A 266-nucleotide genomic window follows, 5' to 3' on the forward strand; every position below is an offset into this window, starting at 1 on the left:
GTGCAACGCCTGCGAGCCGCCTCCGTTCGCCGCGATCCTGACGATGTCGTCCTTGCTGTAGCCGAGCGCGGGCGCGCGCAGCGCGGCACTGAGATCGCGCACCGTGCGCAACGCCTGCGAGCCGCCGTCATGGGCCGCCATCCTGACGATGTCGTCCTTGCTGTAGCCGAGCGCGGGCGCGCGCAGCGCGGCACTGAGATCGCGCACCGTGTGCAACGCCTGCGAGCCGCCGCTGTTCGCCGCGATCCTGACGATGTCGTCCTTGC

At 71.1% G+C, this 266-nt stretch carries 1 pseudogene; it reads right to left on the reverse strand.

Features of this window, described 5'->3' with window-relative positions:
* A pseudogene (locus GWC77_RS28585) lies at positions 1-266 on the reverse strand (TAL effector repeat-containing protein); the annotation flags it as partial.

This window comes from Paraburkholderia sp. NMBU_R16, assembly GCF_013282575.1.
Classification (GTDB): domain Bacteria; phylum Pseudomonadota; class Gammaproteobacteria; order Burkholderiales; family Burkholderiaceae; genus Trinickia.